This window comes from Ectopseudomonas toyotomiensis, assembly GCF_900115695.1.
In the GTDB taxonomy this organism is placed as follows: domain Bacteria; phylum Pseudomonadota; class Gammaproteobacteria; order Pseudomonadales; family Pseudomonadaceae; genus Aquipseudomonas; species Aquipseudomonas toyotomiensis.
On record NZ_FOXK01000012.1, the window covers coordinates 24,516 to 47,159 of the forward strand.

The following is a 22,644-nucleotide window of genomic DNA, read 5'->3' on the forward strand; positions in this document are numbered from 1 at the left end:
TGTTCCTGATAGTAAATTAGAAGCGGCACATTTTCTGGTGAGACTTTTATGCGCTGTGCTTCGATTACTGTGACGTTCAACCCAGACCCCACTCTTATTATGAGTCAATTACGGGCACTGCCAGATGATTGGCTCCGTCTAGTGGTCGACAATGGCTCTTCAGATGAGGATTGGAAAATTATTGAGCTGGCGGTCGCCTGCCTTCCAGAGGTCGAGGTGTTGCGCCTTGGCACGAACCTGGGATTAGCGGCTGCGCAAAATCGAGGCATGGAGTACTTAGCTGCCCGAGGCGACTGCACTCATGTATTGCTGTTGGATCAGGATAGCGAGCCGCTACAAGGCTCCGCTAGCGCTTTGGCTGATGCCTACTCCGATCTGGTTGAAAGCGGGCATCCCGTAGGAGCCGTTGGGCCAACGCTACGCGACCCCGTATCAGGTGTGCAGCACGGCTTTCATCAGATTGTAGGTTGGCGTTGGGCGCGTGTTAATCCCATTCATGGGGGGCCAATACCTTGTGAATGCCTCAACGGGAGTGGCACTTTCATGGCCCTGAATCTTGCGTTGTCTTTAGGAGGTATGGACGAGGGTCTGTTTATCGACCATGTTGATACTGATTGGTCGTTCAGACTGCTTGCTTCCGGTCATCGGCTGTTCGGAGTGCCGCAAGCTTCTTTTCTGCACCGCATGGGGGACCGGACTACGCGGTTGTGGCTGTTCGGTTGGCGGGTTTGGCCGGTGCGCTCACCACAACGGCATCGTTACCTATTTCGAAATGCAGTGCTACTGCTCCAACGCTCTCACGTTCCGCCTATCTGGAAGGTGTGGGCGATAGTAAAGCTCGGTTTGACGATGGCGGTTTTTGCACTCGCCGGGCCGCAGCGTTTGGCGCAGGTAGGCAATATGATGGCCGGTGCTTGGGATGGTTTGCTCGGTCGGTCGGGGGCTCTGTGAGCCGGATGTTCAGGCTCGTTGCTCTTGCGAAAGATACGCTATCAGGCGGGGCGTGGATGGCCGTGCGAGTCGTAGCCTTGGCCTTGTGGGTATGGTTGCTAGTGCAGCAACTCCCTGCCGAAGACTTTGGTTGGCTCGCCTCGGTGCTTGCAGTGTCGGCAGTTTGCTCATTAGTAGCACCCTTCGGTATTCCCTACCTTTTCTTTGCTGATGCGCACTCGTCGAATAAGAATAGAGAGCGTTGGTGTGAGGCACTTGGCGCTCTAATCGTCATTGGCCCTGCGTTGGCTATCATTGGTGCTTTTTTCCTCGATTGGTGGCTGGAGGGAGTCGTCTCTCTACGGGTGGTAATTTTTTTTGTTGTTATCGAAGTGCTTATTGCTTCACTTGTCCAGTCGGCGGGGTTGTGGGGCCACTCAGTTGGCCGCATTGATATTGCCGCCGGCTTGCCAGCAGCGCTGACAATTTCACGATCGATAGCGGCGGGGCTATGCCTGACTCAGGTGGGCAGCGAAGATTCGATGCTAGAGGCCTATTTGCTCATCCATGTCGTGGTCGGGGCTTTGACGGCTTTAGTCATGCTCACCTGGGTTACTCGGGCTACTGCGTTGAGATGGCGGCCTACTTTTCCTGCCATGACTACATTCGTAGCGGCATGGCGGTACGCAGCAATGGGAGGCGCCGCTCTAGCTTCAAGTGAGCTCGATAAGCCCTTGGTGGTTCGTGTTATGGGGCTTCAGCAGGCGGGGCACTACGCAATGGCTTACCGCGTGTGTTCGGCATTGGCGATGCCTGCTACGGCATTAGCTGCCGCAATGCTGCCACGCTGGGTTGCAGCAGTCGCACAGAATGATGCAGCTCGGTTGAGGTACTCATTTATCGCAGTCTTGCTCGCTGTCGCTACGATGGGTTCGATGCTAATGGCGCTGCTTTATTTATGTTTGGCAGCATACCCTCCCGGAAGTTTCGGGCTCTATCCGGAAGCTTGGCCGTGGATGCAGGGTTTGGCGGGCTTGGTTGTGGTCTTAGGGCTTCGCCAAGTAACTGCTGCGGCATTAATTGCTGTCGGACTCCCTTTGGTAAGGGCCCTTTTAGATATGGCCAGTCTTGCGATTCTGGCAGCGGTAGCGTTTCTGGCGTACCCGGTACTGGGCATCGGAGGAGTGATGCTTGGCTGTATTCTTACTGAAGCCTGCGCTGCGATTGCCATGGCAGTATATTTTTTTCTCGCTCTGAACGAGTTGAGGTTAGTTGGAATCTCCAGTGATGAATGAGAGTCAAGCAAGTGGCGACAAAGGTTATGCCGAATGGAGCAAAGCAGATCTTGAGCAAGTCACGGTCTGTTTTGCGTGCGGTGGTGAGCGATTTGTGGTTCGCCATGAGGGGCTTGAGGACCTTTTGGGAGGAGTACCGGGGCGCTGGGGTTTCCTAGCCTGTGCAGCGTGTGGTTCGCTCCACTTGACCCCGCGACCTACTCTGGCAGCTATTGCTCGAGTCTATCCGGATGACTATGTGACCCATGAGAGTGGTGGGGATGCAAACTCGCGTGACAATGGCTCTTCATGGGTATGGCGATTGGCCAATGGTTATTTAAATGCGCGTTTTGGCACCAGGCGATATCCGGCGACTCGAACAGGCCGCTTGCTTGTCCCGCTGTTATGGCCGCTTTGTCAGCAGCTTGACTACTTCTTCCGCCATTTGCCGGCCAAGCCTGGTCGTGTGCTGGATGTCGGTTGCGGCAATGGTGCTTTCCTCCTGCGGGCCCGATCTGCTGGTTGGGTGGTGCAGGGTATTGAGCCTGATCCGGTAGCTGCAGCCGGCGCACGGCAAGAGGGGCTTGAAGTGGCGAACTGTGCGATCGAAGAGTTCCTACCGGAGGTGTTGTTCGATCAGATTACTCTTTCGCATGTTTTTGAGCATTTGCATGCGCCTGATGAAGCGCTGCGTCGCATGTATCTTTGGCTACGCCCTGGCGGTACGTTGTGGATGAGCCTGCCCAATCCCTCAGGGCTCGGCCACCGGGTGTTCGGGCGCAACTGGTTTTCTCTGGATCCGCCACGCCACTTGTTCTTACCACAGCCTCACCAGGTTGTTGCCATGCTCCAGGCTGCCGGCTATCAAGATATACGCTTGATGCGCCGTGGGAGAGGTGCGCGTAGCTCAATTCTGCCGTCAGTGGATTATGCACGCCGCCGTAATGGAGTCCATGTAATTTGGGGGGGGCTTCTTGCGCTTGCAATCGATGTGTTGGGCTCGTGGTTCCCAACTCTATCCGAAGAGACAGTTGTCATCGCCAGGCGGGGAAGTTAGTGCTGTGTGGACAGATGAGGATCTAGAGCGAGTTACGGTATGTCCTGTCTGTGGTGACGAGCGCTTGCTGAGTGCCTACACCGATTTGACGGATCTCGAAGAGGGTGTGCCGGGACTGTGGTCAATGGCGGGCTGTGTAGGCTGTGGCAGTTTGTTACTGGATCCGCGTCCAACTCCTGCGGCGCTACCCAAGGCGTATGGTTCTTACTATACGCACCAGCCTCCCATTGCGGAGAATGGTGTGCTTGAGGGGCGAGGCCTGCTCAAGAAGATTGCTCGTGCGTATATTGCACGCCGTTATGGTATCGGTATGCCAGGGCCTGCATGGATGGTACCGCTGGCTTTTTTTGCGTGGCCGCTTCGGCAGCAGCTTGATTATCACCTGCGTCATTTACCACCCGGAGGCGGACGTTTGCTGGATTTGGGTTGTGGAAGTGGTGGTTTTCTGAAGCGTGCTGGTGACGCTGGGTGGGACGCAGTGGGTGTCGAGCCAGATCCGGCAGCGGCAGGAGCCGCGCGTCAGTCTTCTCAGGTCGATGTGTATGAATCACTCGATGATGTATCAGGGTTATTCGACGTGATTACCATGGCTCACGTTGTGGAGCATGTTCATGACCCTCGGAGTTTACTTGCGGATTGTCATAGCCGGCTCCGCCCGGGGGGGCATCTGTGGCTTGCTACTCCGAATATTTCGGGTGTGGGGCACCGTTTATATGGTGACGCCTGGCAACCTCTCGAAACGCCAAGACATTTGGTAATGCCCTCTCCATTGGCACTCGCATCTCTCTTGCGTGACGTGGGGTTTGATGAGGTGCATTTCTTGAGGCGTGGCCGGGGCTCTGCCAAGCGACTGCGTGCAAGCAGTATGCGGGCTGCTGCTCTTGGCCGCCGCATTTGGACGGTCGAACCCTTGGCGTTGTTGGTCGACCTGGCTGCAAGCTTGTCACCTTACGCTGCAGAAGAGTTGGTGGTGGTTGCAACGCGGGGTGCACGATGAGCGTGCGGTTACAGGCGCTGGTGGTTGAGTACCGCTCCCCGAGTCGCACGGTCGCGTGTGTCAGAGCTTTACTCGAGCAGGGTGTTCCGGTCGTGCAAGTGGTCGACAACAGCGCGGACGATGGTGTCACCCATGCGCTGCTTGTACGAGCGTTCATTGATGATGAGAGGGTGCGGATTTTAGATGCTGGTGCCAACCTTGGTTTTGCAGCGGGAATTAATCTCGGACTTCGCCACCGGGTGTCTGATCGGGTGCTGCTGATAAATAATGATGCGGTACCGAATGCTGGGGCGATCTCTGCATTGGAGGTGGCGCTGGATACCACGCAGGATGTTTGCATTGCTTTCCCCTCACTCATGCATGCCGGGCGGCCACTGGGGCGAGTCCATTATCACCGCTGGTTTGCAGTACTGACGAGTCGCCGGTGGCTCGGATCTTTTGAAGTGCCACGGGGTTGTTGCATGCTTGTTGCGCTTGATCGCATACCTGTTACCCCGCTGTTTGATGAGCAATTTTTTATGTATGGGGAAGAAATTGCTTTAGGCTGGCACTTGTATAAGCGAGGGGCACGTATTTGCCATGTTGGTGCCGTCTGGGTGGAGCATGAGGGGTCGGCGACAGCTATGCACGGGTCACCGTTCTATGAGGAGCGTACGGCACTGGCTCATTTGCTACTGAGCAATGTGCTTGGGAAAGAATTGAGCGAGCAGCGGGCGTTGGCAATGGTGCGAGTTCCTGTGCTCGTGTTGCGTGCGCTGGCTCGGTCACTTCGGCAGCGTAGCCTTCTTCCGTTACATGCACTGGGACGGGCATGGAAGATCGCTCGAGGTGCCAGCAGTGGCTCACCGCCGCCAAGTTAGTCCTTCAATGGGGGCGGTTTGCTTGGTCATGCCCGATAAATACCCAGTGCATCTTTAAGGTTTTCTCCGAACTTTTTCCATGCAAACTTTGCCGCAAAGTCTCTGCATGAGTGAGGGGCGGGTATGTTTGTGTGCAGTACTTTTATGGTCTGTTCCGAAAGTGCTGTGTAGTTCTCGGAGGGTAGAAGTGTACCAGATAGATTTTCCGATACCGCATCCACTACCCCGCCGGTAGCAAACGCAACTGTCGGCAACCCATGCGCGGCAGCTTCGATGGCTACCATCCCAAAGCCTTCCGGGTCGTCGGGTATATGACGTATGGGAAACACATGCACATCGGCAGCCTCGTAAGCCGTGGCCAAGAGTACCTTGTCGGTGATGACGCCTAGAAACCGGATGTGATCGACTACACCGCAGTGCTCTGCCTGAGCCTGGATACTTTCGATAGTCTGGATGCTCGCACCTAGGGAGTTCTTCGGGGCTTCGCCAATAACGACCAGCACGGCATCAGGCTCAGCCTTTACGATGTTAGGCAAGGCTTGCTCTACAAATTCACGCAATCCCTTGCGGGTTGTCAGACGGCCTACGGATAGTAGGATCTTTTTGCCGGTTAGTCCGTGCTGTTCTTTAAACGCAGCGATGCTTTTTGCCGATTGCGATGCTTCTGGCAAGCTAACGCCGGGGTAAACAATGCTGATGTTGTTTTGGCTGACGCCAGCGGCGATAGCCAGGTTTTGTGTGGGTGTGCTGTTGACGATGATCTGATCCAGTTTCTTGAATGTAGGCCGCCAGAGCCAGCGATACAGATTGTGATTAACGGTGATGTCGAAACCGTGCAGATAGGCTGCCGAACGGGCACCGCACAATCGGCTCAACAGCCAGGCAATGGGGGCCGTGAGGCCGCTACCCGCCAAGATTACATCCGGCTTCCAGCGCAGCGTAATCCATAGTCCCTTAATAAAAGTAAGTAGCAGAAATAGTGGTAAGGGCTTGAGCGGCGCTTCGCTTAGGGTTGATGCCTCAGGTTTCAGCGCTGCAGCCCCAGAGGGGCCGATGATATGAACGTTGGCTTGTTTGCTTAGCTCCTCAGCCATGTGCCAGTTTAGGCGCTCCATTCCGCCGACCAAGGGGGGCAGATTGCGGGTGATTAGGAGGATGCGCGGCATCATTGGTTGGCCTTTTCGTAGTGCTGGATCTGCTCAAGGAAATACGGCGCGGCCGTGGCAACGAAGCTTGCAGTCAGATGCTGAGAGTCTCTGTATATCACCGTTCCGTCACGCATGGCTTGGCATTGCCCGCCTGGACAGACGAATTCGCTGGTTGGCAGCCAGTGTGTCTTGGGCTGGCTCTCGGCTACTTTCTTGAGTAGTTCAGCTACGTGTGTGTACTGCGCTGGACCGGCAGGATTCTGGCACTTGGCTTGATGGTTGATACCGTGCTGCATCAGGCATTTAGGGCCATTGACGCTCAGCGTCGGGTTGGCTTCCAGTAGGTAAATGGCTTTTGCACTACTTGCCAGTCTGTCGAGTATTCGGCGCGTACCCTCTTGCCATTGCTGATCAGTGAATGCATTGGAGGCTGTGCTGCCAAGGAACACGCGATCGATGGGCTGCTGCTGTAGCCAAGTGATAGCTTTCTCTCTCCATTCGGCACACTCGCTGTATTCTCTGCGGATGCGCTCATAGAAGTAGACTTCGTCTACCATCGGGCAGGACGATTTGGTTAGAACAATCAATCGCCAATGATTGGTATCCAGCATATCTGTCAACGCAGAGAACCACTGAGCTCCAATGCTGTCGCCAAGTAAAACGGCTGTCTTGGAGGCGTCTGTTTGCCCATAGATGCAGGGTCTGAGCTCGGCGTCTTGATACCAAGTATCACACCCATGTTGATAGATGATAGGAATGTCAGCCATAGCGCTTGTAAAGGCGTTACTGTCTTTTGCTAACTGTTTCTGCGTGTTGGTCTGCCAGCCAAGAAACTGTGAGTTGAGAAGAGTCATTACAAACAGCGCCATGATGATCTGCCACTTTGGTTGGGCGCGGGCTGTGGTACCGAAGCGAATAGGTTTTTCGATCAGTATATGGGTCAGTATTGCTGCAAGTAGCGTGATGAGTAGAACGAGCGCGGTGTTGCCTGCATGGCCTCTGATGGTGGCTAGTTGCTCACTGATAATGAGTGCAGGCCAGTGCCAGAGGTACCAGCTGTATGAGAGGCGCCCCAGTATTTGCATTGGCGGCAGGGCAAGAAAAGCACCAATTGCGGTTTGCTTGCTGGTTTTGCCGGCCCATAACAGCAGGCAGGTGGCTAGTGTTGGCAGTAGTGCCAAGGGGCCCGGATAGACTGCGTCTGGGCGAATTGCGAAGATCGCGGCCACTAACAAGAGTGTTCCGCTAGCTCCTATGGTGAGAGCCTTTGGCTCCGATATTTTTTGCTCGCAAGTAATTAACCAGACCAGTGCGCCAGCCGAAAATTGCCAGGCGCGGGTCGGCATCATGTAGAAGGCAAACTGCGGGTTCCAGGTCGAATAGGCTAGGCAGGCGATTAATGACACAACCGTGATAACGGAGAATAGTATGACTACCGCTGTGCGCCTATTCCGACCTCTATAAGTACGCGCTATGAACAGAATGAGCAGTGGCCAGAGGAGGTAGAACTGTTCCTCTACCCCTAATGACCAAGTATGCAGCATGGCGTTGCTGGTGCTTTCCTCGGCGAAATAGTCGACGTCAGAAAAAGTGAAATAGATATTGCTGAGCCAGACTGCGGCCATGGCTGAAGCAGTACCTTGTTCTCGATACTGGCTTTCATGTAACAAGTGGTTGGCTAGTAGGCTGCTTCCTATAAGCATCGTGGCCAGGGCGGGCAACAGGCGGCGGAGGCGATTGGCGTAGAAACGCCAAAGCGCAATGGTGTCCGTACCGTTCATTTCCCTGAACAGGATGCCGGTTATCAGGTAGCCGGAAATGACGAAAAATATGTCGACACCGATGAACCCGCCAGCGAAGCCCGGAATAGCAAAGTGCGCAGCGATGACCAGAAGAACTGCGATAGCGCGTAGGCCCTCGATGTCAGACCGGAAGTGTTGTGGCATATGGTGGTACTTGTTATTGGGTTGGCGGGTAGAGGTCACTACTCAACGTAGTCCGCTGTATCAAGGCAGGCATTCGCTATCGTCTGACTTAGGCTGGAACTACATTGCTCTGCTTTTGCAGGCGACCCCGCGTATCCACGATTAGGTGTGCTTGGTTCTGCAGCATGTCATAGTCGAAGTCGTCGTGATCCGTGGCGAGGATCAGGCAATCATAGCTAGCGATGTTTTGAGCTGTCAGAGCGACGGACTTTAGGTCGAAGTTATAGTCACGTTTCTTGGGGAAGGTCGGAATATGTGGATCGGTGTAGTCGACAATGGCGCCTTTATGCAGCAGCAGTTCCATGATTTCCACTGCAGGTGACTCGCGGCTGTCGTCGATATTTTTTTTGTATGCAAGGCCCAGCACCAGAATACGACTGCCTTTGACCGACTTGCCATGATCATTGAGGGCGTCGGCGGTTTTTTGCACGACCCAGTGCGGCATGTAATGGTTGATCTCGCCGGCCAGTTCGATGAAGCGGGTATTGATACCGTATTCCTTGGCCTTCCAGGTCAGGTAGAACGGATCGATTGGAATGCAGTGCCCACCCAGTCCTGGGCCTGGGCTGTAAGGCGTGAAGCCGAAAGGTTTGGTTGCTGCGGCGCGAATGACTTCGTGAATGTCTATGCCCATTTTGTCGGCGACAATCTTCATTTCGTTGACCAAGCCGATATTTACCGCGCGGTGGATGTTCTCCAGCAGTTTGGTCATTTCAGCTGTGCGTGTGCTGCTGACAGGCACTAGTGTGCGGATGGCATGCTGGTAGAGTGCCTGCCCCAGCTCGAGGCAGATTGGTGTCATGCCGCCGATTACCTTGGGGATGTCATGGGTGCCATAGTCTGGGTTGCCCGGATCTTCCCGCTCTGGGGAGAACACCAATGCGCAGTTTTGTCCCGGCGTGAATCCCTTCGCCTCCAATCGGGGGGCGAGTTCCTCATCTGTCGTTCCGGGCCAAGTGGTGCTTTCCAGGCTGAGCAATTGGCCTGCTCGAAAGTGTGGGAGTATCGTCTCTATGGTATTTATAACGAAGCTGAGATCGGGCTCGCGGTGTGCGTTGAGTGGTGTGGGAACGCAGATGATCAGTGCATCGACTTCACTGCTGCGGGAGAAATCGTTGGTAGCTTCCAGCCCTTGAGCTAAAGCATGCTTGATGTGCTGAGGCGTCAATCGCTCGATGTAGCTTTGCCCTGCATTGAGAGTGTCGACCTTGTAATCATCGATGTCGAAACCGATGACCTTGATGCCAACTTCGCAAAAGCGCAACGCGAGGGGAAGGCCGACATAGCCCAGACCGTAAATGCCGACAGTCGCGGTCCTTGAGGTAATTTTTTCTCGCAGAAGAGCTAGCGCTTCGTTCACGGTAGGGCTCGTGTTTAATGTGGGCTTCGTCGCTGCATGATGCCAGACCTTTCAGGCTGAGGCCGCGTGTTTAATCACGCTTGTGAAGTGCTGGCTCGGTATCTTGTTTTTTAAGAGGGTTGCTCTTGTTGAGGGCGGCTTGTCAGGCTTTGGTTGTCGCGTGATTGAGATATACTTCCAGGCGTAGAATACGGAGGCGGGCTATGGAGGTGGCTCTGGTCGAGCTACTGTGATCGCGCCTGGATGGTGTGCTGGCTGTCTATGCCTTTGGTAATCGTATCCAGAGCACGGCAGACGAGCGCAGCGATCTGGACTGGCGGTGCTGGTGCAAGGCTATGCTGACCCGCTGACGCTTTGGAATCTCGCCGGTGAAGCTGCCGATGTTGCAGGTTGTCCGGTCGATTTGCTGGATTTGCGCAGGGCCTCTACCGTGATGCAGCAGCAGGTGCTGACTAAAGGTGAGCGCTGGTGGGCTGTGCCAGGAGATGAGGCTGGTTTGTTCGAGTGCGCTGTGTTGAGCGAGAAGCTTGAACTGGATTGGGTCAGGGCGCCTCTGTTGCGTGATATCGAGCGAGAGGGGCGGGTGTATGGCCGATGATGTGTTGTTGAACAAGGCCGCAAGCATCGAGCGTTGCGTCAGGCGCGCGCGTGATTGGAGTATGAGCGCGACCCGGCGAGTTTTGCTGAGGACCTTTCCCGCCAAGATGCAGCCATTCTGAATATTCAGCGTGCTTGCGAGGCGGCTCTGGATATGGGGCAGCATTTGATCGGTGCGAGCGTCTCGGTATTCCACAGAGCGCACGTGATGTGTTTGCACTGCTCGCCGTAGGCGGCTGGGTCGACAATAGCCTGGCCGAAGCGCTGAAGCGAATGGTGGGCTATCGCAATATTGCCGTTCATGAGTACCAAGCGCTGCAGCTACCGATTACCGTGGCGGTTATTACCCGGCACCTAGATGAATTTCTCGATTATTCCAAGAACATTCTGTTGAAGGATGCTCAGCAAGATTAAAGGGCGGTTTGACCTGTAGGAACCCCGCCCCGGGGCGAATTGTTTGTAGTCCAGTGCGATTTTGGTGAGGCTGCGATTCGCCGCGAGGCGCGGCTCCTGCAGTGGGGCGGTGGCTTACAAGGCCAGCCGCATCGACAGATCCACCGCGTTCACATCCTTGGTCAGCGTCCCTAGCGAGATGTAGTCAACTCCGGTCTCTGCGATCACGCGTAACGTGCTGTCATTGATCCCGCCCGAGGCTTCCAGCTTGGCGCGGCCGGCGGTGAGTCTTACGGCTTCGCGCATGTCTTCCAGTGACAGTTCGTCGAGCATAACGATATCGGCTCCCGCCTCCAGCGCTTCGCGCAGTTCTTCCAGGCTTTCCACTTCCACCTCCACCGGCTTGCCCGGGGCGATCTGGTGGGCGGTGTTGATGGCCTGGGCGATGCCGCCGCAGGCGGCGATGTGGTTTTCCTTTATAAGGAAGGCATCGTACAGGCCGATGCGGTGGTTGTGGCAGCCACCGCAGGTCACTGCGTATTTCTGCGCCAGGCGCAGGCCCGGTAGGGTCTTGCGGGTATCCAGTAGCTTTACCTGGGTGCCTACTACCAGGTCTGCATAGTGGCGGCAGCGGGTGGCGACGGCAGACAGGGTCTGCAGGAAGTTCAGTGCGCTGCGCTCACCGCTGAGCAGGGCGCGGGCCGGGCCTTCGAGGCGGAACAGGGTCTGGTCGGCGCTGACCTTGTCACCATCCTGCACCTGCCAATGCACCGCGACGCGCGGGTCGAGCTGACGAAATACCGCATCGACCCACGCTGTGCCGCAAATTACCGCCTCTTCACGCGTGATCACGCGGGCGCTGGCCAGACGCTCGGCCGGAATCAGCTGGGCCGTGATGTCGCCGCTGCCAATGTCTTCGGCCAAGGCGCGGCGGACGTTGGCTTCGATTTCACTGCTGAGGTCGGCGAGGGTCAGGTTGGGCATGATCGGCTCCGCTGTAGACGAGCGGCGATTATAGAGGCAGGCAGGAGTAGGGCAATGGGCTGGAGTGTGCTCGCAGGCATCGAAGGGCAAAGGATTTCGCTGCGGCGCGCCGCGTTAGAAGAGGCATGTGCGGCCCGACCAGCGGGGCAGCGTCACAGGGCTGTCAGCGTTAGGCTGTAGAGATACGGCTGTCGCGTATTGGCTACCGTCCGGAGGTGGCGTGTAGCTATCTGTGATCTGGGTCATGTCTGTAGGAAAAATTGGCTTGGTATGGCGCGCAGCCTCCCTATAATGGCTTTACTTTTTTCATTATTGACGCCAGGCCTTTGACGTTACGGACGACGCTCGGTTGACGCTGTGCAGACCAGGAAGCTCGAGTTCGGGCAGTCTGCGGGAGACTAGAATGAAGACCGACGCGAATGTGGTGCACCTGAACAAGGCCACCGCAGAGCAATCGCCAACTTCGCCGGTAGGAAGACTGCCCGTGGCGCTGATTCAGGTGCGTGACAAAGCGGCGCAACAGCTCAAGCAGAACCTGCAGAGCCTGTTCGACAATGCTGACGATACCCTCTTCGAGATGGCGGATCGGGCGACCAGCAATGCCGAGCAGAATGCTTTCTTCGAAGCCATGCGCGACCTGCGTCTGAAGCGCAAGAACATCGAACGTGGTTTTCTGCAGAAAGTGTTCGAGTCCTTCGCCAATCTCAATCAGTACGAAATCGGCAAACCACAGCCCGCGCTGGATGCCGTGTCGTTCGATAGCCTGAGCCTGGTACAGAACGACGAGCTGGAAGAAACCGTGGCGCTGGACGCCATGGTAGCCAAGGTGATGAGCCGAGACGCTGTTGCGTTAGGTCATCTCACCACGCGCCTCAATGCGGTGATCAGCAAGAAGCTGGACGACAAGAGCAACCCGCTCGGCCCGACCCTGCTCAGTGAATACTTCCTCGACGCCTGCAGTAGCCTGGGTGTGGAGATCAAGGTCAAGCTGATCATCCTCAAGCTGTTCGAAAAGTACGTGCTCGGCAGCTGCGACATGCTGTATGCCGAGGCCAATCAGGCGCTGGTCAGCGCGGGCGTGTTGCCTGAGCTGAAGTCCGCACCGCCGCGCCGTCAGCAGCGCCCGGCAGCTTCCGCTTATGTCCAGTCGTCCGGCGAGGAAGGTATTCCCTTGCTCGAAGGCGCCGATCAGGGCGTGCAGGAAGTGTTCGGTGCGTTGCAGGATCTGCTCTCGCAAGTGCGCGGCACGGCGATGCCACGCCGGGCTCAGACAGCCGATGCAATGCCGATCACCAGCAGCGACCTGATGCGCCTGCTATCGCACATGCAGCAGCGTGCCCCGGCGCAGGTCAACGTCGAAGATTTCGATCTTCGCGACCAGCTCGAACGATTGCTCGAGCGCGCCAGCGCCAAGAGTGGCAAGGCGCGGGTGGTTGGCGAGGTTGATGAAGATGTGATCAATCTGGTGTCGATGCTGTTCGAGTTCATTCTCGATGACCGCACCCTGCCGGATTCGCTCAAGGCACTGATCGGCCGTCTGCAGATCCCGATGCTCAAGGTTGCAGTGCTGGACAAGACCTTCTTCAGTCGTGGCAGCCATCCGGCGCGCCGCTTGCTCAATGAAATCGCCTCTGCTGCGCTGGGTTGGGTCGATCAGGACGATGCGCAGCGTGACAGCCTTTATCAGAAGATCGAACAGGTGGTGCAGCGTCTGCTGAACGACTTCGTCGATGATCCGGCGATCTTCTCCGAACTGTTGGCCGAGTTCATGGCGTTCACTGGCGATGAGCGTCGTCGCAGTGAGTTGCTCGAACAGCGTACCCGCGATGCCGAGGAAGGCAGCGCCAAGGCCGAACTGGCCCGCCGTCAGGTCGAACATGCCCTGAACGAGAGGCTACTGGGCAAGACCCTGCCGGAAGTGGTGGTGCGGTTGCTGCAGGAAGCCTGGAGCAAGGTGCTGATGCTCACCTGTCTCAAGCATGGCGTGGAGTCGGACGAATGGCAGGCTGCGCTGCAGACCATGGATGACCTGGTCTGGAGTGTCGCCCCGCACGAAGATCCCGAGGCGCGTCTGCATTTGCTGGAGCTGGTGCCGGGCTTGCTCAAGGCGCTGCGCGAAGGCATGGCCAGTGCGGCGTTCGATCCGTTCTCTACCAGCGAATTCTTCAGCCAATTGGAAGTGCTGCATGTGCAGGCCTTCCAGCGCTTCAAACGCGCGGCCCCGGAAGCCGAGACGGTCGTTGCCGAGGATGCTGCACACACCGATCCGAGCGAAGCCGGCATCGAGCTGCCACTGCTGGAACTGCCGGCGGCCGAAGAGGTCGAGGACGCTCCGGCGATGGTCGAGGTGGTCGAAGAGATCATTCTGCTCGCGCCGGGCCAGACCCGTCCGCAGGAGCCAGACGTTGTGCTCCCGGACGACGACGAGGCGCTGCTGCAGGTGGACAGCCTGCGTGTGGGTAGCTGGGTGGAAATCCAGGAAGATGAAGAGCACAAGCTGCGCTGCAAGCTGGCGGCCATCATCAAACCCACCGGCAAGTACGTGTTCGTCAATCGCACCGGCATGAAGGTACTGGAGAAGACGCGTAACGCGCTGGCAGTGGAGTTCCGTCGCAACGCCGTGCGCCTGCTTGACGATGCGCTGCTGTTCGACCGCGCCCTGGAGTCGGTCATCGGCAATCTGCGCAAGCTCAAGCACAGCTGATCGTTGCCAGGGAGCACTTCGCTCCTGGCAACGGCCTGGTCTGTAGGTTCCCCGCCCCGGTTTAAATCCTCCGGCGTGCTCGATATCGATTCGCCGCGAGACGCGGCTGATACATGTCGTGATCCTCGATTTTTCCTCCTTTGCACATCCTGTTGCGGCCTCGCGCTTGGCCGCCGTAGCCACCTGCTCTAGAGTGGTGACACGTTCAGGAGTGCCACATGCAGCTCGACCCTTCCACTGGCTGGTTTCAGGGCATCCCTCACTGCCCATCGCCGAATTTCAACGCTCGCCCCGGTGGCGAAATCTCCCTGCTGGTTGTGCACAACATCAGCCTGCCGCCAGGGCAGTTCGGTACCGGCAAGGTGCAGGCGTTCTTTCAGAACCGCTTGCCCGTGCACGAGCACCCTTTCTTCGCCGAGATCGCGTCCCTGCAGGTTTCTGCGCATTTCTTCATCGAGCGTGATGGCGGGCTGACGCAGTTCGTCTCCTGCCTCGATCGTGCCTGGCATGCCGGGGTTTCCTGGTTCGAGGGGCGCGATAACTGCAATGATTTTTCGCTAGGAGTGGAGCTGGAAGGGACGGATGATCAGCCCTACACCGACGCTCAGTACGCCAGGTTGGTCGAGCTGGCGCGACAGTTGCTGGACGCCTACCCGGCGCTGTCGACGCAGCGTATCCGTGGCCACAGCGATATCGCGCCAGGGCGCAAGACCGACCCGGGGGCAGCGTTCGACTGGTCGCGTCTGCACGCCGAATTGAAGGAGAGGTAGCAATGAGTTTTCTGGTGATTCTGCTGGTGCTGTGGGTCGAGAAGTTTTCTGCCTGGCGTCTGCGCATCCAGCAGGACGGCCCCTGGTTGGCGCAACTGCAGCGCCTGCAACAAGGCGGCCTACAGCAGGCCCCGTGGCTGTGCCTGGCCATTCTGGTGCTGTTGCCGGTGTTGGCGCTGGGTCTGCTGTTGCTGATCCTCAAACCGCTGGCATATGGCTGGCTGGCATTTCCGGTGCATTTGCTGGTGCTGATCTACAGCCTGGGGCGTGGTGATCTGCTTGCGGCGTTGGGGCCGTTTCGCGACGCCTGGCGGCGCGGTGACGGTCAGGCGGCTTACCACGTCGCCGAGCGAGATCTGGCACTGCAGCCGGAAGAGGGGACCGAACTGCTGCAGCAGGTTCAGGGGCATCTGTTGTGGCAGGCCTATCAAAGCTTTTTCGCCGTTATCTTCTGGTATCTGCTGCTCGGCCCCATGGCGGCGCTCGCTTATCGCCTGTTGGCCTTGAGCGCCGAACATGCGCAGCAAGTCGCCCTGCGTGAGCGCGCCGTGCAACTGCGCCACGCCTTCGATTGGCTGCCGGCGCGGGTACTGGCTTCCAGTTTCGCGCTGGTCGGTAATTTCGTCGCCGTCAGTCGCGCCTTGCTGCATGAGTTGCTGAGCTGGGACATTTCTGCCGCGCAACTGGTGATCAAGGCCGGACGTGCGGCCGGTGAGATGCCGCCGCCGGTGATGGGCGAGGAGGGCGTCACTACCCTGGATCAGCTGTGGCAACTGCTGATTCGTGCTGCGGTGGTCTGGTACGCCGGTTACGCGGTCTGGGTGTTATTCATCTAGCAGTGCCCGTCGAGAGCCTGAGCCTCTCTGTTTCGTCGTGCTGGATTCGCTGGGCGTGCGTTTAACCTTAAGTTACAGAGACGCGTGTCGATAAGGGGTATAAGGAGGCGGTAGCCGACCCTGTTTGGTGATTTTCGTCACATTTATCTGCCTGTATTCGCCGCGTAGATTCACGCGCCACAGGTCGGGCTGCGCAGGACGCCGTTGTCAGCCCGTGAGAGGCTCTGCGGCCGTTCGAGCTATACCAATAACAATAATGGCAACTGGAGACGTCTAGTGAAGACCGTGTTGTATCCGGCCATCGCGCTGATGAATCGCCTCAGCTTCGGCATGAAGTTCAGCCTGATCAGCGTTTTATTCTTCCTGCCCATGCTCGTCACCAACTTCTATCTGGTGCGCGACTCCTATCGTCAGTTCGTCGGCACCCAGACTGCCCTGGAAAGCCTCGAACTACTCGGCAGCAGCCTGCAATTGCGCCGTGATCTTGAGAGCCTCAACGATCTGGTGCAGATCAACTCGATGATCGGTCAGTCCGGTCAGGCGGGGGATCTGGAGGGGCGTATAGATCAACTGCAGCAGTCGCTCAATGTCGGCCTGCAAGGGCTGCAGCCGGTGACCAGCGATACCGAGCAGGCTGCGGAGTTCGTCGCCAAGCGCGACGAACTGCTGGCCGAGCTGAAAAGTGCAGAGGCCGAGACCTCGTTGCAGAGCAAGACCGTCATCGTCGAGAAGCTGCTGGGCTCCTCCCAGGTTTTCATCAAGCTGGTGGCCGGCCAGGCAGGGTTGAGCCAGGACCCGCAACGCCAGGTGCGGCAGATCACCGAGCTGATCACTAACGTCACCCCGCAGATCACCGATGTGCTCAGCCAAGGCCGTGCCATCGGCGCTTATTCCCTGGGGCAGGGTTTTCTCAATTCTGCGGCCAGTACCAAGTTCGACGACCTGCTGCTGCAGTTGGAGAAGTTGCACGCCGAGTACGGCCTGAATCTGCAGGAGGCATTGGCCGGTAACGTCGCGGCGCAGAATGGGCTGGGCAGCCTGGCCGAAGCCAGTCGCCAGAGTCTGAAGGACAGCGGCGTACTGTTCGAGGATCAGGTGATCATCGCCGACAGCCTGGATACGCCCTGGGCGCAGTTCTACGATCAGGTCAGCCAGGAAATGGCCAAGACCTACGCCTTCAACGACGGCCTGCTGGCATTTCTCGATAGCCAGTTGAGCGAGCGGCTGACCGAGAACCGTGCGCAGATGGTGTTGCTGGTGGTGGCGTTGGTGGTGGTGTTCCTGTTGATCGTCTACCTCTACAGCGGCTTCTACGTTTCCACCCGCTCTACCCTGAAAAACCTGGGCAAGGTGATGGACAGGGTTGCCGCAGGCGATATGACGGCCAACTTCCAGGCACAGAGCCGAGACGAGCTGGGCGAGCTGGGGCAGGTGTTCAACCAGACCGTGGTGCGTATCCATGACCTGATCGAGCGCGTCGGGCATACGGTGGGCGAGGTCGGTGGCCAGGCGGATCGTGTCGAACTGGTTTCAGGCGAGAGCAACCAGGCGGTCGCTGGTCAGCGTGCACAGATCGAGCAGGTGGCCACGGCGATGAACCAGATGTCCGCCACTGCCCAGGAGGTGGCGCGTAGCGCTGCCGCAGCGGTAGGCAGTGCGCAGAGCGTGAATCAGGAAACGGTCAGTGGCCGCGCATTGGTCGAGCAGCAGGTTGGTGCGATCCAGCGTCTTGCCGGTGAAATCGACCAGTCAGTGGCGGTGATCAACCAGCTGGCCAGTGATAGTGCGGCGATCAGCCAGGTACTCGATGTGATCAAGGGTATCGCCGAGCAGACCAATCTGCTGGCGCTCAATGCTGCCATCGAGGCGGCGCGGGCTGGTGAACAGGGTCGCGGTTTCGCCGTGGTGGCTGACGAGGTGCGCAACCTGGCCAAGCGCACCCAGCAGTCCACCGAAGAGATCGAAGCGATGATCGCCAAGCTGCAGGGCGGTGTCGGGGCGGCGGTGAAGGCGATGAACGCCAGCCACCAGATGGCGGATGGCACGGTCAGCCAGTCGGCCAAAGTGCAGCAGGCCCTGGAGAACATCCTCGGCGCGGTGGGCATGATCCTCGACCAGAACCAGCAGATCGCCGCGGCGGCCGAGCAGCAGACGGCGGTGGCGCACGATATCGACCAGAACATCGTCGAGATCAACCACGCGGGTGAGCGCACCGCTGCCGGTGCCAGCCAGACCGAGCAGGCCAGCCGCGAGCTGAGCGAGCTGGTTACGCGTCTCAAGCAGTTGATCGGCGCGTTTCGGGTCTGATCGCCGCGTGGGAGGCGCTTTAGCAGCGATGCTTTTGTAGTCATCGCGGCTGAAGCCCCTCCCACAGCATTCCCGTGGCCGTTGCTCTGACCCTGTAGTAGCGGCTCCCCACCGCGAATATGGGCGGCTCGATCTGGAAACATTCACCCCGATGCGGGGCTCCTACGGACGGTCGTGTAGGGCGATTTGCCTGACCATCTGCGCGGTCTATGCCCAGCCGAACAACTCATCCGCATTACGGCTGCTGGCCGTAGCCAGCTCTTCGGCGGTAACGCCACGTAGCGCGGCCAGCTCGGCACAGATTTCCGCTAGGTACTCCGGGCTGTTGCGCTGGTTCGGGTGCATGGCCGGGGCCATGTCCGGCGAGTCGGTTTCCAGCACGATGGCCTCCAACGGCAGTTGCGCCACCACCTTGCGCAGACGATTGGCCTGCGGCCAGGTGGCGGCGCCGCCGAGACCGAGGCGAAAGCCCAGCTTGATGTACTCACGGGCTTCTTCATAGCTACCGGCGAAGGCGTGGATGATGCCGCCGCGTGCCAGGCGAAAACGCTTGAGTGTGGCAATGGTCGCGGCATGGGCACGGCGCACGTGCAGCAGCACCGGTAACTCGAACTCGGCGGCCAGTTGCAGCTGCGCTTCGAACAGCGCTTGCTGGCGCTGCCGATCCAGGTGTTCCAGGTAATAATCCAGACCGAACTCACCGACGGCGCACAGCTTGTGGTGCCCGGCCAGTTTGCCCAGCCAATCGCGCAGCTCAAGGAGATGCTGCGGGTGGTGGTCTTCCAGGTAGACCGGATGCAGACCGAAGGCTGCGTACAGGCCTTCATCCTCTTCGACCAGTTGCCACAATCGCTGCCAGTTGGCCTGGTAGACGCCAAGCACCACCATGCGCTGCACGCCCAGCGTATGGCTGCGCGCGAGTACTTCGTCGCGATCAGCGTCGAAGTCGGGGAAGTCCAGATGGGTGTGGGTGTCGATCAGGCGCATTGGTCTGCTCACCAGCGGGCGTTCAGAATCGGCTATTTTCCCCTTTCACGCCAGGACAAGGGAGCGTTGGCGAATCTTTTCAGTCGTATGGACATGGACGCGTTTCACTCGGGCAGTGAAATAAGGAGGTCGCTGGGTGCGCCATTTACGCAAGTTTGTAGGCGCATTGTTCGCCGTTTTCCTGCTGTTGCTGGCGGCGTTGATACTGTTTCTGGTGCTGTTCGATTGGAATAGGGCGCGGCCGCTGATCAATGAACAGGTTTCTGCGGCCCTGAATCGGCCGTTCGCCATCGAGGGCGATCTGCGCGTGGTCTGGCAGCGTGAAGCTGGCCAGCAGGGTTTGAGCGCCTGGCTACCCTGGCCGCATTTTGCTGCCGAGCAGTTGCGCCTGGGCAACCCGGACTGGGCGCAGGGCGATACCTTCGTCAGTCTCGACAGCGTGCGTTTACGCCTGTCGCCCCTGCCGCTGCTGTGGAAGACGGTGAGCATCCCCAGTATCGAACTCGGCGCGCCGGTCGCCGATCTGCAGCGCCTGGCCGATGGCCGGGCGAACTGGGTGTTCGATCTGGGCAAGGAGGCGGCGGACGACAGCAAGCAGCCCAGCCCCTGGACGCTGGATATCGGCACCATTGGCTTCGACAAGGGGCAGGTGAAGGTCGACGACAAGGTCAGCAACACCCGCCTGGAGGCAATTATCCAGCCGCTGGGCGAGCCGATCCCATTCGCCGATATCGTCGGCAAGAGCGCGGCCGAGCGCCTGACCGAGAGCAATGTCAGCGCCCAGGATTACGCTTTCGCCTGGCAGACCAAGGGCAGCTTCCGTGGCCAGCCGTTGACCGGCAACGGCAAGGTCGGTGGCCTGCTGGCGCTGCATGACGCGTCGCAGCCGTTCCCGTTGCAGGCCGATCTGCGCATTGGCGCGACCCGTATCGTGCTGGCTGGCAGCCTGACCGATCCGCAGAATCTGGGGGCTCTGGATCTGCGCTTGCGTCTGTCCGGCACCAGCCTCAGTCAGCTGTATCCGCTAACCGGCGTGACCTTGCCTGACACCCCGCCATACAGCACCGACGGTCGCTTGCAGGCCAGCCTGCACGATGCTGACGGGGCGATCTTTCGCTACCTCGGTTTCAATGGTCAGATCGGTGACAGCGATATCCATGGCGACCTGACGTTCGTGGCCCGCGAGCCACGGCCGAAACTGTCGGGGAGGCTGACCTCCAACCAACTGCTGTTCAGTGACCTGGCGCCGCTGATCGGCGCCGACTCCAGCGCGGACAAGCGCGAGCGTGGCGAACGGGACGTGCAGCCGGCGAACAAGGCGCTACCCGTTTCCGAGTTTCGCACCGACCGCTGGCGCGCGATGGACGCCGATGTGCGCTTTGTCGGCAAGCGCATCGTGCACAGTGAGCAGTTACCGATCACCGATCTCGACACCCATGTGGTGCTCAATGCCGGCATGCTGAGTCTGGAACCACTGCGTTTCGGCATGGCCGGCGGTGTGCTCGACTCGCAAATCCGGCTCAATGGTGCGACCACACCGCTGCAGGGGCAGATGCGTCTGCGCGCGCGTGACCTCAAGCTCAAGCAGCTGTTTCCCACCTTCGCGCCGATGCAGACCAGCCTCGGTGAGCTCAACGGCGATGCACGCATCAGCGGCCGTGGCAACTCGGTGGCCGCTTTGCTCGGCAGCGCCGATGGCGAGTTGAAGATGCTGATCAACGATGGCGCGGTGAGTCGCGGGCTGATGGAAATCGCCGGGCTGAACGTCGGCAACTACCTGGTCGGCAGGCTGTTCGGCGACGAGGATGTGAAGATCCACTGCGCGGCAGCGGATCTTGGCATCAAGCAGGGGCTGATGAGCACGCGGCTGTTCGTCATCGACACCGACAATGCGGTGATCAAGGTCGACGGCAGTGCCAACTTCGCCAACGAGCGGCTGAACTTCACCATCACGCCCGCGACCAAGGGCTTTCGTATCTTTTCCCTGCGCTCGCCGCTGTATGTGCGCGGGACGTTCAAGGAGCCGTCACCAGGCGTCCAGGCCACGCCGCTGGCGCTGCGTGGTGTTGGCCTGGTAGCGCTGGGCGTTGCGGTGGCGCCGGCGGCTGGGCTACTGGCGCTGGTGGCACCCAGCGCTGGCGACGAGCCGAGCCAGTGCGAGCCACTGCTGCAGAAGATTCAGGGTGGTTAGCAGGATGCATCAAAGCTAGATGTAGGGTGCGCCGCGCGCACCGGCCTGTTCCGACAGTCGGTGCGCATGGCGCATCCTACTCTCAGGTTCGGTCCTTGAAGCTGCGGCCGATGGCCTCGATGCCGGGCTGATAGTCGTTGTGTTCCACCGCCCGCAGTGTCCAGGCCAGCACGCGCTCGGCGATGCGTTCGTGCTGCTGGCTCATGGCATTGACCCGCAACGGTAGGAAATCCAGCAACTGGGTATCGCCGAAGGTGGCCAGGCGCACTGAAGGCCATTGCTCGCTGCTCTGTTCGCGTAGCGCATCGAACACCCCTTCGAGCAGCACGTAGGCGGTGGTCAGCAGCGCATCCGGCGAGCCGACTTCCTCCAGCAGCGTTTGCATCTGTCGGTAGCCGCAGGCGCGGCTGAACAACTCGCCGTGGTAGACGCTGACGCGCCCGTCGAAACCTTTCAGTGCCGAACGGAAGCCGCGTTCGCGCGCCTGGCTGATGACCAGCTCCGCACGGGCGCCGAGCAGGGCGACATGCTGGGGTTTGGGCGTCAGCAGGCTTTCGGTCAGGGTGCGCCCGGCCTGTTCGTCGTCGCTGACCACCGAGCGGATGTGGGTGGGCGACAGCGCGCGATCCACGGCCACCACCGGCAGGCCGGCGGCGACGATGGCCGGATACAGCGGATCGTCCGCTGACAGACAGCTGGCGACGATCAGCGCCTCGCAGCGGCGTGAGCGGAACAGCTCGAGCAGCTGCCGCTCGCTGTTCGGGTCATCGTCGGAGCTGGCGATCAGCAACTGATAGCCGGCGGCACGCGCCTTCTGTTCGAGCAGCTTGGCCAGGCGCGCATAACTGGGGTTTTCCAGGTCCGGCAGGATGAAACCCAGGCAGCGGCTTTGCCCGCGGCGCAGGCTGGCGGCCTGCAGGTCCGGGAGATAGCCATGCTCCTCGACCACGGTCAGCACCTTGGCCACGGTCGCAGGGCTGATGCGCCGACGTTCGGCCTGACCGTTGATCACGTAGCTGGCGGTGGTCACCGAGACCTGTGCCAGGCGGGCGATGTCGCTGAGTTTCACGGGCGCAGCACCATGCAGGGAAAGGATTTCGAGCGTGAAAACGCGGCGAGTCTACACCGACTCGACGACGACTGGGCTTCAAGGATTACCCATTATCGGATAAGGTGCCAGCGTTTGATGAAACGTTTCAGCAATGCGGTTCATCAGCTAGTCTTGAGGGTGTTTGGGGGCATAAGTGAGCGTCGAACCCGTGAA

At 59.0% G+C, this 22,644-nt stretch carries 16 protein-coding genes and 2 pseudogenes; 12 read left to right on the top strand and 6 right to left on the bottom strand.

Annotated elements, in window-relative coordinates; translation table 11 throughout:
- Positions 1 to 48: 48 nt before the first annotated feature.
- From BM186_RS21735 to BM186_RS21755, 5 genes are all read left to right on the top strand, one after another.
- On the top strand, positions 49 to 951 hold the full coding sequence (locus BM186_RS21735) for a glycosyltransferase family 2 protein (RefSeq protein ID WP_074918305.1): 903 nt from the start codon (positions 49 to 51) through the stop codon (positions 949 to 951).
- 56 nt (positions 952 to 1,007) lie between these two features.
- Complete coding sequence (locus BM186_RS21740; RefSeq protein ID WP_074918307.1) at positions 1,008 to 2,225, top strand: polysaccharide biosynthesis protein; 1,218 nt, start codon at positions 1,008 to 1,010, stop codon at positions 2,223 to 2,225.
- Positions 2,218 to 3,261, top strand: a complete 1,044-nt coding sequence (locus BM186_RS26150) for a class I SAM-dependent methyltransferase (protein ID WP_083431636.1) — start codon at positions 2,218 to 2,220, stop codon at positions 3,259 to 3,261. The genes BM186_RS21740 and BM186_RS26150 overlap by 8 nt, the downstream gene beginning before the upstream one ends.
- 64 nt (positions 3,262 to 3,325) lie before the next feature.
- Positions 3,326 to 4,258, top strand: coding sequence for a class I SAM-dependent methyltransferase (locus BM186_RS26155; RefSeq protein WP_158234281.1), 933 nt, complete (start codon positions 3,326 to 3,328; stop codon positions 4,256 to 4,258).
- Positions 4,255 to 5,118, top strand: a complete 864-nt coding sequence (locus BM186_RS21755; RefSeq protein WP_074918314.1) for a glycosyltransferase — start codon at positions 4,255 to 4,257, stop codon at positions 5,116 to 5,118. Before BM186_RS26155 ends, BM186_RS21755 begins: the two co-directional genes overlap by 4 nt.
- Before the next feature lie 26 nt (positions 5,119 to 5,144).
- On the opposite strand, the gene BM186_RS21760 is transcribed toward BM186_RS21755, so the two are convergent.
- From BM186_RS21760 to BM186_RS21770, 3 genes are all read right to left on the bottom strand, one after another.
- On the bottom strand, positions 5,145 to 6,287 hold the full coding sequence (locus tag BM186_RS21760; protein WP_074918316.1) for a glycosyltransferase family 4 protein: 1,143 nt from the start codon (positions 6,285 to 6,287) through the stop codon (positions 5,145 to 5,147).
- On the bottom strand, positions 6,284 to 8,212 hold the full coding sequence (locus BM186_RS21765; protein WP_074918318.1) for an acyltransferase family protein: 1,929 nt from the start codon (positions 8,210 to 8,212) through the stop codon (positions 6,284 to 6,286). The genes BM186_RS21760 and BM186_RS21765 overlap by 4 nt, the downstream gene beginning before the upstream one ends.
- A gap of 88 nt (positions 8,213 to 8,300) precedes the next feature.
- Positions 8,301 to 9,611, bottom strand: a complete 1,311-nt coding sequence (locus BM186_RS21770; protein WP_074918325.1) for a nucleotide sugar dehydrogenase — start codon at positions 9,609 to 9,611, stop codon at positions 8,301 to 8,303.
- A 239-nt stretch (positions 9,612 to 9,850) separates the two neighbouring features.
- On the opposite strand from BM186_RS21770, the pseudogene mntA reads away from it, so the two are divergent.
- Positions 9,851 to 10,209 (top strand): annotated as a pseudogene (mntA, locus tag BM186_RS21775) (type VII toxin-antitoxin system MntA family adenylyltransferase antitoxin).
- Positions 10,199 to 10,622, top strand: a pseudogene (gene hepT, locus BM186_RS21780) (type VII toxin-antitoxin system HepT family RNase toxin). The pseudogenes mntA and hepT overlap by 11 nt, the downstream one beginning before the upstream one ends.
- A 114-nt stretch (positions 10,623 to 10,736) precedes the next feature.
- Here the strand turns inward: hepT and nadC are convergent.
- The gene (gene nadC / locus BM186_RS21785; protein WP_074918327.1) at positions 10,737 to 11,585 is read right to left on the bottom strand and encodes a carboxylating nicotinate-nucleotide diphosphorylase; all 849 of its coding nucleotides are present in this window, start codon (positions 11,583 to 11,585) and stop codon (positions 10,737 to 10,739) included.
- Between the two features lie 403 nt (positions 11,586 to 11,988).
- On the opposite strand from nadC, the gene BM186_RS21790 reads away from it, so the two are divergent.
- The 4 genes from BM186_RS21790 (at position 11,989) to BM186_RS21805 (ending at position 18,202) form a co-directional block, all read left to right on the top strand.
- The gene (locus tag BM186_RS21790) at positions 11,989 to 14,289 is read left to right on the top strand and encodes a DUF1631 domain-containing protein (RefSeq protein ID WP_074918329.1); all 2,301 of its coding nucleotides are present in this window, start codon (positions 11,989 to 11,991) and stop codon (positions 14,287 to 14,289) included.
- Between the two features lie 218 nt (positions 14,290 to 14,507).
- A complete protein-coding gene (ampD, locus tag BM186_RS21795) occupies positions 14,508 to 15,059 on the top strand; it encodes a 1,6-anhydro-N-acetylmuramyl-L-alanine amidase AmpD (protein WP_074918331.1) in 552 nt (183 codons plus the stop codon).
- 2 nt (positions 15,060 to 15,061) lie between these two features.
- A complete protein-coding gene (gene ampE / locus BM186_RS21800; RefSeq protein ID WP_074918333.1) occupies positions 15,062 to 15,895 on the top strand; it encodes a regulatory signaling modulator protein AmpE in 834 nt (277 codons plus the stop codon).
- A 276-nt stretch (positions 15,896 to 16,171) separates the two neighbouring features.
- Positions 16,172 to 18,202: a methyl-accepting chemotaxis protein gene (locus BM186_RS21805; protein WP_074918335.1), complete on the top strand. Its 2,031-nt coding sequence runs from the start codon at positions 16,172 to 16,174 to the stop codon at positions 18,200 to 18,202.
- Positions 18,203 to 18,409: 207 nt separating this feature from the next.
- On the opposite strand, the gene BM186_RS21810 is transcribed toward BM186_RS21805, so the two are convergent.
- Positions 18,410 to 19,189 (bottom strand): TatD family hydrolase, encoded by a 780-nt coding sequence (locus BM186_RS21810; protein ID WP_074918337.1) that lies wholly within the window; start codon positions 19,187 to 19,189, stop codon positions 18,410 to 18,412.
- A gap of 136 nt (positions 19,190 to 19,325) precedes the next feature.
- Here BM186_RS21810 and BM186_RS21815 point away from each other — a divergent pair, with 136 nt between their 5' ends.
- A complete protein-coding gene (locus BM186_RS21815; protein ID WP_074918339.1) occupies positions 19,326 to 21,380 on the top strand; it encodes an AsmA family protein in 2,055 nt (684 codons plus the stop codon).
- An 82-nt stretch (positions 21,381 to 21,462) separates the two neighbouring features.
- On the opposite strand, the gene cra is transcribed toward BM186_RS21815, so the two are convergent.
- On the bottom strand, positions 21,463 to 22,449 hold the full coding sequence (cra, locus tag BM186_RS21820) for a catabolite repressor/activator (protein WP_074918341.1): 987 nt from the start codon (positions 22,447 to 22,449) through the stop codon (positions 21,463 to 21,465).
- Between the last annotated feature and the right edge of the window lie 195 nt (positions 22,450 to 22,644).

What these genes read in the sequence shown, in the direction of transcription:
- BM186_RS21735 (WP_074918305.1), top strand. Translation starts at nt 49, where the DNA reads ATGCGCTGTGCTTCGATTACTGTGACGTTCAACCCAGACCCCACTCTT.
- BM186_RS21740 (WP_074918307.1), top strand. Translation starts at nt 1,008, where the DNA reads ATGGCCGTGCGAGTCGTAGCCTTGGCCTTGTGGGTATGGTTGCTAGTG.
- BM186_RS26150 (WP_083431636.1), top strand. Translation starts at nt 2,218, where the DNA reads ATGAATGAGAGTCAAGCAAGTGGCGACAAAGGTTATGCCGAATGGAGC.
- BM186_RS21755 (WP_074918314.1), top strand. Translation starts at nt 4,255, where the DNA reads ATGAGCGTGCGGTTACAGGCGCTGGTGGTTGAGTACCGCTCCCCGAGT.
- BM186_RS21760 (WP_074918316.1), bottom strand. Translation starts at nt 6,287, where the DNA reads ATGATGCCGCGCATCCTCCTAATCACCCGCAATCTGCCCCCCTTGGTC.
- BM186_RS21765 (WP_074918318.1), bottom strand. Translation starts at nt 8,212, where the DNA reads ATGCCACAACACTTCCGGTCTGACATCGAGGGCCTACGCGCTATCGCA.
- nadC (WP_074918327.1), bottom strand. Translation starts at nt 11,585, where the DNA reads ATGCCCAACCTGACCCTCGCCGACCTCAGCAGTGAAATCGAAGCCAAC.
- BM186_RS21790 (WP_074918329.1), top strand. Translation starts at nt 11,989, where the DNA reads ATGAAGACCGACGCGAATGTGGTGCACCTGAACAAGGCCACCGCAGAG.
- ampD (WP_074918331.1), top strand. Translation starts at nt 14,508, where the DNA reads ATGCAGCTCGACCCTTCCACTGGCTGGTTTCAGGGCATCCCTCACTGC.
- ampE (WP_074918333.1), top strand. Translation starts at nt 15,062, where the DNA reads ATGAGTTTTCTGGTGATTCTGCTGGTGCTGTGGGTCGAGAAGTTTTCT.
- BM186_RS21810 (WP_074918337.1), bottom strand. Translation starts at nt 19,189, where the DNA reads ATGCGCCTGATCGACACCCACACCCATCTGGACTTCCCCGACTTCGAC.